Origin of the sequence: Bradyrhizobium sp. (assembly GCF_049512235.1) — a bacterium.
GTDB lineage: Bacteria > Pseudomonadota > Alphaproteobacteria > Rhizobiales > Xanthobacteraceae > Bradyrhizobium.
The window spans coordinates 1-7,603 of the sequence record NZ_JBEKXH010000320.1; the positions used below are offsets into that span (position 1 = coordinate 1).

Annotated in this window: 8 protein-coding genes; 2 read left to right on the forward strand and 6 right to left on the reverse strand. The window is 63.1% G+C overall.

Annotated features, from left to right (window positions below):
- Positions 1-1,800 (reverse strand): AsmA family protein (locus ABSG20_RS24705; RefSeq protein WP_423867122.1); only part of this gene is annotated, 1,800 nt, incomplete at its 3' end.
- Positions 1,801-2,001: 201 nt separating this feature from the next.
- On the opposite strand from ABSG20_RS24705, the gene ABSG20_RS24710 reads away from it, so the two are divergent.
- Both ABSG20_RS24710 and ABSG20_RS24715 read left to right on the forward strand, forming a co-directional pair.
- Positions 2,002-2,676, forward strand: a complete 675-nt coding sequence (locus ABSG20_RS24710; protein ID WP_423867123.1) for a Crp/Fnr family transcriptional regulator — start codon at positions 2,002-2,004, stop codon at positions 2,674-2,676.
- Positions 2,677-2,999: 323 nt separating this feature from the next.
- Positions 3,000-4,568, forward strand: coding sequence for a glycosyltransferase family 39 protein (locus ABSG20_RS24715; RefSeq protein ID WP_423867124.1), 1,569 nt, complete (start codon positions 3,000-3,002; stop codon positions 4,566-4,568).
- Here the strand turns inward: ABSG20_RS24715 and ABSG20_RS24720 are convergent.
- The 5 genes from ABSG20_RS24720 to ABSG20_RS24740 all read right to left on the reverse strand — a co-directional run.
- Complete coding sequence (locus ABSG20_RS24720) at positions 4,546-4,872, reverse strand: hypothetical protein (RefSeq protein ID WP_423867129.1); 327 nt, start codon at positions 4,870-4,872, stop codon at positions 4,546-4,548. The two genes, ABSG20_RS24715 and ABSG20_RS24720, sit on opposite strands and share 23 nt — an antisense overlap.
- Entirely contained in the window at positions 4,802-5,152 is a 351-nt protein-coding gene (locus tag ABSG20_RS24725; protein ID WP_423867128.1) for a DUF5615 family PIN-like protein, read from the reverse strand. The genes ABSG20_RS24720 and ABSG20_RS24725 overlap by 71 nt, the downstream gene beginning before the upstream one ends.
- A gap of 14 nt (positions 5,153-5,166) precedes the next feature.
- The gene (locus ABSG20_RS24730; RefSeq protein ID WP_423867125.1) at positions 5,167-5,499 is read right to left on the reverse strand and encodes a DUF433 domain-containing protein; all 333 of its coding nucleotides are present in this window, start codon (positions 5,497-5,499) and stop codon (positions 5,167-5,169) included.
- Positions 5,500-5,606: 107 nt separating this feature from the next.
- Complete coding sequence (locus ABSG20_RS24735) at positions 5,607-5,942, reverse strand: hypothetical protein (RefSeq protein WP_423867126.1); 336 nt, start codon at positions 5,940-5,942, stop codon at positions 5,607-5,609.
- A 272-nt stretch (positions 5,943-6,214) separates the two neighbouring features.
- Positions 6,215-7,603: efflux RND transporter permease subunit (locus tag ABSG20_RS24740; protein ID WP_423867127.1), on the reverse strand; the 1,389-nt coding region annotated here is incomplete at its 5' end.

Here is a 7,603-nt window from a genome sequence, read left to right on the forward strand (position 1 = left end):
GAGCTTGCCGCCGAGCTGATCGGATTGGCCGCCGCCCGATCCTCCTCCGACCAGGCCGCCCAGCGCGCCCAGGCCGCCGCCATTGGCGCCGAACAGGCCCTGGCCCATGGCCTTCAGCCTGGCATAGGCGGCATCGGGATTTTCCAGAATGCCGCTGACGTCAGGATAGATCCGCGGCTCGGCCCAGGGGCCGTCGATCACGACGGGAATGCCGAGGCCTACGGGGTCGGAAGTCCGGCCCTGGCCTTCGGTCGTCATCACGAGCTTGGGCTCGACCCGAAGCGAAAGCGACTGCGCGGCGAGGTCCACGGTGCCGGCGCCGCTGACCCGCACCAGCGGGCCGACCAAATTCAGATCGCCGGTGGTGGCCTGGCCGTTTTCGATCCGGAACGAGGCGCTGAGCTGGGTCAGGTCGGTCGAGCGTTCAGTTTGCTCCTGCCATCCCGACAGCGTGCCCGATGTCAGCGCGCGGATCATCTGGGCGACGTTGAGACCGCTGATAGCGCCGTCCTGCAACACCGCGAATGCGGTTCCGCCGAGGTTGGAGATGATGGCGTGCTGGCTCGCGCCCGCGCTGTGCACGGCGATTTTCGCCTGCATCTTGCCGTCGAGCTTGTCGAAGCCGGCAGCGGCTACGAGCAGCGGCAGAGCGCGGACGCCGCTGAGATCGCCGCGCAGCGCGTAAGCGGGGTTGCCGGTCGACGCATCGATGCTGAGGTCGAAACTGGCCTGGCCGCCATAGACCCCGAGATTGGCAAACCGCGCCTTGAGGACGCCGCCGGCGACCGCCGCCTCGACCGCGGCCGGCGCCAGCTGAGCGTCGCCGAAATGAAGCTCGGCCGCGGAGATCCTGGCCTGGACGTCGGCATAGTTCAAGCCGATGAGGTCGATCGAGGTGTTGCTCTGGGGTTGCAAGGTCGGCGCGGCGGGGGTGCCGCCTGCCTTCGCAGTCCCGATCTCAAGCCGCTGGAAGTCGAGATCGAGCTTGACCAGAGGCTTGCTGGAAAGATCGGCCGACGCCCAGCCATTGAACGCACCGTCGCCGAGCGTCCCGGTCAGGCCGTTGATCATCAGCACCTTTCCGTTGAGCCGGACCTCGGCGCGGGCTGTCAGGGGCGCCTGCAACAGGTCCGCAGCATCGAGGGTGAACTCAAGGGGAAGGTTCTGCCGCGCCAGCGGCGGCACCGGCGCCGTGGCCTTGACCGCAAATTGCAGCGGATGCTCGCCGGCGCGGGCGCGGCCGCTGATCTCGATCTTGCGGTCGGCGTCGACCGCGACCTCGGCATTGATGCCCTCGACCCGGTTTTCCACGCGGTCTTGCGAATTGGAAAACACGATGATGCCGTCGGCAACGGTGACGCGATCGATGCCGGGAATATTGGCATCGGCCTCGCCGGAAGACGTCGAAGATCTGGAAGAGGGATCCAGCGCCCGGGTACGCTCGCGCAGCAACGGCACGCGCAGCACCGGACGGACGATCGAAAGCCGGGTGATCTGCCGATGGCCCGACCACACGCCGCCAAGCGTCATTTCGGCCTGTATGCTGCCGATGGTCAGACCGTTGCCGGCGTCGCGGTCTTTCGGATCCTGCAGCTTGACGTCGTTCAGCGTCACCTTGAGTTGCGGCCAGACCCCGATCCTGGTTGCGCCGTGGACCGTCAGCCGATAGCCGGTTTCGCGTTCGACCCTGGCTTGTATCGCCGAGGTCAGAAAGCCGGAAGGCAGGCCTGCGATCAGCAGCAGTGTGACGATGACGACGACGGCAGCAATGGCGGCGCCGGCAAATTTCAGGATTCTCATCACGACATTCCAATGGGGACAGCGGCATTGAATTCGCAGCAGCCCGCTCCGGGCGCGGCCGATGGCCTTCAGTCTATCCCGGAAAGTGGAGGCGGCTCAAAGCTGTCCAAAAATTATCCGGGGGTGCTGCAAAGCTCTGTGACTTATGACACACTTCGCAGATTGCCGATTTTGCGAACGACCATTGCGGAAGGCATTGCGATGAGCAAACAGGCCGAATTTGCGGTCATTCTGAAGATGAATCCGATGTTTTCGGATTTGGGCACCGAGGAATTGCAGCGGATCTCGGGCCTTTGCCAGACCCAGCATCTGGCGCTGGGCGAGGTGCTGTTCCAGAAAGGCGATCCCGGCGACGCTTTGTATGGGGTCCGCCGCGGACAGATTCGCATTGAAACCGGCGCCTCCGATGGCAGCCGCCTGACCCTGAATTTTCAAGGCCCGGGCGATCTGTTCGGTGAGGTCGCGGTGCTCGATGGCCAGAGCCGCACCGCGGACGCAACCGCCGGCGAGCCGACCGAACTGTTCGTGCTGCGGCGCGCGGATTTTCTCTCCCATCTCGAGCGCGAACCCAGGGTGGCGGTCAAACTGATCCAGCTGCTGTGTCAGCGGATCCGCTGGATGAGCGAGCGGATGGAGGAGTCGGTGCTGCAGCCGCTGCCGGTCCGCCTGGCGCGCCGGCTTTGTGCGCTCGCCAGCGACTACGGTTCCGAGGTGCACATCTCGCAGGAGCAGCTCGGAATTTTTGTGGGTGCGGCGCGCGAAAGCGTCAATCGCCAGCTGCAGCTATGGCGCAAGGACGGCATTGTCGACCTGCAGCGCGGCCGCATTTTACTACAGAACATCGCCCGGCTGACCGCGGTGGCGCGCAACGAATAGAGCGAGCGGTGCGCACTGACCCACATGATTTCAGCTCACTCACTTATCTTATGGATTTTGTTTGGATCTTGGACCACCCGATGGCGTGGATGAAGCGTGCCATCGTGTGCCTGCGAAATCATCTCATTTGGGACATCAATATTCTGAAATTGGACCATTAATTATTTTTAACACGCAGAAACAAGTGGAAACATTCCGCGTTGCGGGGCGCCACCGGTTTGTAATCCTTTGCGGCGACGGACAGGTCGGACGTGTCCATTCGCAACACGTTGTGAGTTTGTGTGCCTATGTGTCATGCGTTGTCTGTTCGTGCGTTATCGGCCATGGCCGCGCGCTCGGAATTGTCGCCTGCGCCCTGGCGGAAGCCGTTTGCGAAGTGGATGGATGGGGTCGAAGCGGGCTGGGGCATTCCGCTGCTGCTGCTCGGATTTGTCGCCATCTGGATGGTCTATCTGTCGGTCGCCTATTACGGCGGCGACCTTCACCCCGACGTGCTGGAAACATGGACGTACGGACGCAGCATAGAATGGGGCTATACCAAACATCCGCCGCTGATGGGATGGGTCGCGCGGGCCTGGACTTCGGTCTTTCCGCTCACCAACTGGTCGTTCCAGCTGCTGGCCCTGACCAATTCGGCGATCGCACTTTGGGCCGTCGACCTGATTTCACGACGCTTCGTACGCGGCGACAAGAGAATGGTGGTGCTGCTGCTTCTGATGCTGATGCCGACCTATCAGTTTCATGCGCAGCGTTTCAATGCCAACACCATCCTTTTGGCGGCGTGGCCCTTCGCCACCTACTGCTTCCTGCGATCGTTCGAAACGCGCCACGCCGGATGGGCAGTCGCTGCCGGCGCGACCGCCGCGCTTGCGATGCTGGGCAAATACTATACGGCGTTTCTGATCGCGAGCTTTCTGTTCGCCGCGATTTGCCATCCGCAACGGCGCGCCTATTTCAGTTCGTTCGCTCCCTGGATTTCCGCAGCGGTCGGGCTGGCCGCGCTTGGACCGCATTTATATTGGCTGGCGACGACCGGCGCGAAACCGATCAACTACGCGCTCGTCTTGCATGCGGGCAAGGACTTTGTTCCTTCGCTGAACGAGGCGATGCTTTTCCTGCTGGGCGTCTCACTCGTTCTTGCGCTGCCTGCTGCGACATGGGCCTTGATCGTGAAAGAGCGCCTGAAACATTTCGCCAGGGAATTCCGGGCGATGGATCCGGGCCTGCTGCTGCTGTTTCTGATCGGCGCCGGGACGATCGCCTTCCCGGCGATCACGGCGGTCGGATTTGGCACCGACATGCCGACGGTCTGGGCCCTCCAGGGTCTGTTCCTGTTCGCGATTCGCGTCGTCGGCAGCGCGAGCTATCCGATCGAACGCTTCTATACGGTCAATCTGGCGGTATTTGTCATCGCGATCGCGGTGGCAAGCGCGCTTGTCGGGGCACCGCTTCATGCCCTCTATCGCAACGACCATCCATTGCATGAGGGACGCAATTTCTACCACCAGGCCGCGCTGGAATTGACCGGGCGGTGGCACAAGCTTTCCAACGCGGCGCTGACCGCGGTCGGCGGTGACGATGTGCTGGCCTTCGCCACGGCTTTTTACAGCCCGGATCACCCGGTCTATGACGAGCGCCTTGCCCTGGTCGATCACGAGCCATTGCCGCCGACGCAGACCTTTGAGGGAGGATGGGCCGCGATGTGCTTCGACGGAGATGCGCCTTGCATCGCCAAGATGGAAAGTATCGCGGCGCGGGCTTCCTACTTCGCCAGGTTCGAGTTCGAGCTGCAGTCAACACTGCTGGGCCAGCCCGGCGCGACCGAGCGTTTTACGGCCCTGATGGTGCCGCCTTCCGCTGAGCCAGAGATCATGCCGTCGCCGGCGCGATGATCGCCGGCATTCGAGGGCCCCGGCCAACATGATTCGGACGGCGCGCGAGAATACGATCCCAATTGGAAGGCTGCGCTTTGCTACTTCGCCGCCAGCCAATGCACGATGTGGGGATCGGTTGCAGGAAGGTGCCGAACAGGAGCACCAGCACCGCATAGACCATCATCAGGTCGGCGGTGATCGCGGTGGCAAAGCCGTCCGACAGCTCGTTCAGGCTTTCGGCGTCGCCGGACTCATCGCCCGATCGGCAGCCTTCGCCGCCGCACGCGATCCCGATCGACGACGATGATACTGCTGGCAACATCCGCTTCACTCAGCGCGGCAAGGACTTCGCCCAATCGAATGCGGACGTCAGCTTCGGACCAGTTGCCATTGCGAAACAGGATCAAATTCGGCTCGCTTGCGCGGGCAACTGCGAGCAGGCGCGGATAGTCGAGGTCGGCGGTGATGATAGTTCGCGCCTCGTGCCTCGCTCGCTCCATGATCTCGCCGTCGGTCGCGCGGCTAAGTCCCAAATCGGCCGCATGCACGGCGTCATGCCCTTGGTCCGAAAGCCACGACGCCAGAGCCGGCGAAAGCGGCATATCGATCAGAAATCTCACTTCGCAGGAACGGGGGGCCGCAGCTCGACGGTTTCGTCTTCAGCGAGGAACGCGGCGTATTGCAAAGCTTCGTCGATGTCGCCAGATTCGATGTAAGGATAGGAGTTCAAGATCGCCTCGCGCGTCTCGCCCGCAGCCATCAGCCCAAGGAGCCGCGCCACCGGAAACCGAAGCCCGCGGATACAGGGCTTTCCCGTGCAGACTGCGGGATCGACGGTGATGCGGCTGAAAACCATGGCTACAGAATAGCCGGCTTTGACAAATTTCGCCAGTGCTTCCTGCGGCTGGGAGTTACTCAGCTCCGGGTCTGCCCAGTTGGAAAGGGCCACGATGAGGCTATGCTCACTCCGGCCATGCGACGCTCAGCGGCTCTGACCTTGCAGTGGGCAGGCCCGGCGCGCGCTTTCGGAACGTCGCCGGGCCGCTCGCCCAAGAGCTATTTGCCCTCTGTTTCGATTTTCTTCTTTTCGTCTTCGTTCATTTTTCTAACGGTCGGACTCTGGTTGCTCGCGCCGGTTGTCTGAGTCGTTGTGGCTGGCGGGCCAGCGTTGGGAACGGAGGTTTGCTCCGGACCCGCCTTCGCCGGTCGCGTTGCGTTGGTACCGGGTGAGTTGGCTTGCGCGGCCGTTGTCGGCGTTGTTGCCGGCGTCTGCTCGCCGCCCGACTTCGGAATGACCGTATTTTTCATGTTGGTTGGCGGCATGTCGACCTTATTATCTTGGGCAAATGCCGGCGCGGATAACAGCAATATTGCCACTGCGAGCTTGTACATCATTTCCTCCTTGAAATCTGATTGTGACTAACCCCAACACAATCCAAGGCAGCGGGTTCCCTTGCGGAGACGAAACGGTTGACGACCGGCAATCGGGCCGTCCGCCATCGGCGGGGCCATTGCCCGGTGGTATACTTGGGTGGTATCACTCGCTCAGCAGGCAAGCTGGTTTGTGCCCATTTTATCGGTGTTCTTGAGAGCGCCCTTCGTCTCCCCTCGGGAGCGCCATTTGGCCGTCTGTTTTAGCGACGGACGATTCGCGATCTTCCTGGTCACTCCGCCGCTGGCGAATGCACGATGCTCGGCGGCGATGGTCCGGGCCCGGCGGCATGACCTTCCGCAGCGCTCTCGCTCTCCCCGCTGGTGACCAGCATTTTTTTCCCAAAATGCCAGAACAGCGCGCCGATGTCGTCCATCAGCATGAACATCGCCGGCACGAACACCAGCGACAGCACCGTGGAGAACAACAGGCCGCCGATCACGGCCAGCGCCATCGGCGAGCGGAATTCGCCGCCTGCGCCGAACGCCAGCGCCGATGGCATCATGCCGGCGGCCATCGCGATCGTGGTCATGACGATGGGCCGCGCCCGCTTCATGCCGGCGTCGATGATCGCCTCCTCGCGCGGCTTGCCGCCGCGCAAGGACTCGACGGCAAATTCCACCAGCATGATGGCGTTCTTGGTGACGATGCCCATCAGCATCAGGATGCCGATCCACACCGGCGTGGTCAGCTGCTTGCCGGTCAAGAGCAGCGCCACGATCGCGCCGCCGATCGAGAGCGGCAGCGAGAACAGGATGGTGATCGGCTGCAGGAAGGTGCCGAACAGCAGCACCAGCACCGCATAGACCATCATCAGGCCGGCGGTGATCGCGGTGGCAAAGCCGTCCGACAGCTCGTTCAGGCTTTCGGCGTCGCCAGACGGAGAGACCTTGACGCCCTTCGGCAGGCTCTTCGTGACCGGCAGGTCGTAGATCTTCTTGGTGGCGTCGCCGAGCGCCGCCGCGCCGACCAGGTCGGCTGCCACCGTGGCCTGCCGTTCGCGGTCGTAGCGATTGATGCTGGTCGGGCCCTGATCGAGCTTGATGTCGGCGACCACCGACAGCGGCACGCCGCCCTTTTCGCCGTGCTCGCCGAGCGGCACCCGCAGCTGCTCGAGCAGGCCGAGATCGCCCCGCGCGGCGTCTTCGAGCTCGACCCGGATCGGCACCAGCCGGTCGCCGGCGTCGAACTTTGCCAGCGCCGGACCGACGTCACCGATGGTGGCGACGCGGATCGTCTGCGACAGGCTTTCGGTCGACACGCCGAGCCTGGCGGCGAGATCCGCCTTCGGCTGGATACGCAGCTCGGGCCGGTCGAGCGCGGTTTCCGAAATCACGTCGGAGATGATCGGAATCCGCTTCATCTGGGTTGCCAGTTCGCTGGCGACGTTGTTGACGATGTTGCTGTCCGTTCCCGTGACCACCAGCGAGATGGCGCGCAGACCGTTTTCGTCGAGGAACCAGTAGCGGATGTCCGGGACGTTCTCGAGCTCCTTGCCGATCTCGAGCTCGAGCTCGCGCTGCGTGATCTTTCGCTCGGTATTCGGCGTGTAATTGATGATCAGCGCCGCGCGGCGCACTTCGAACGTTCCCGGCGGGACCCGGCCGCCGTCGACGAAGAC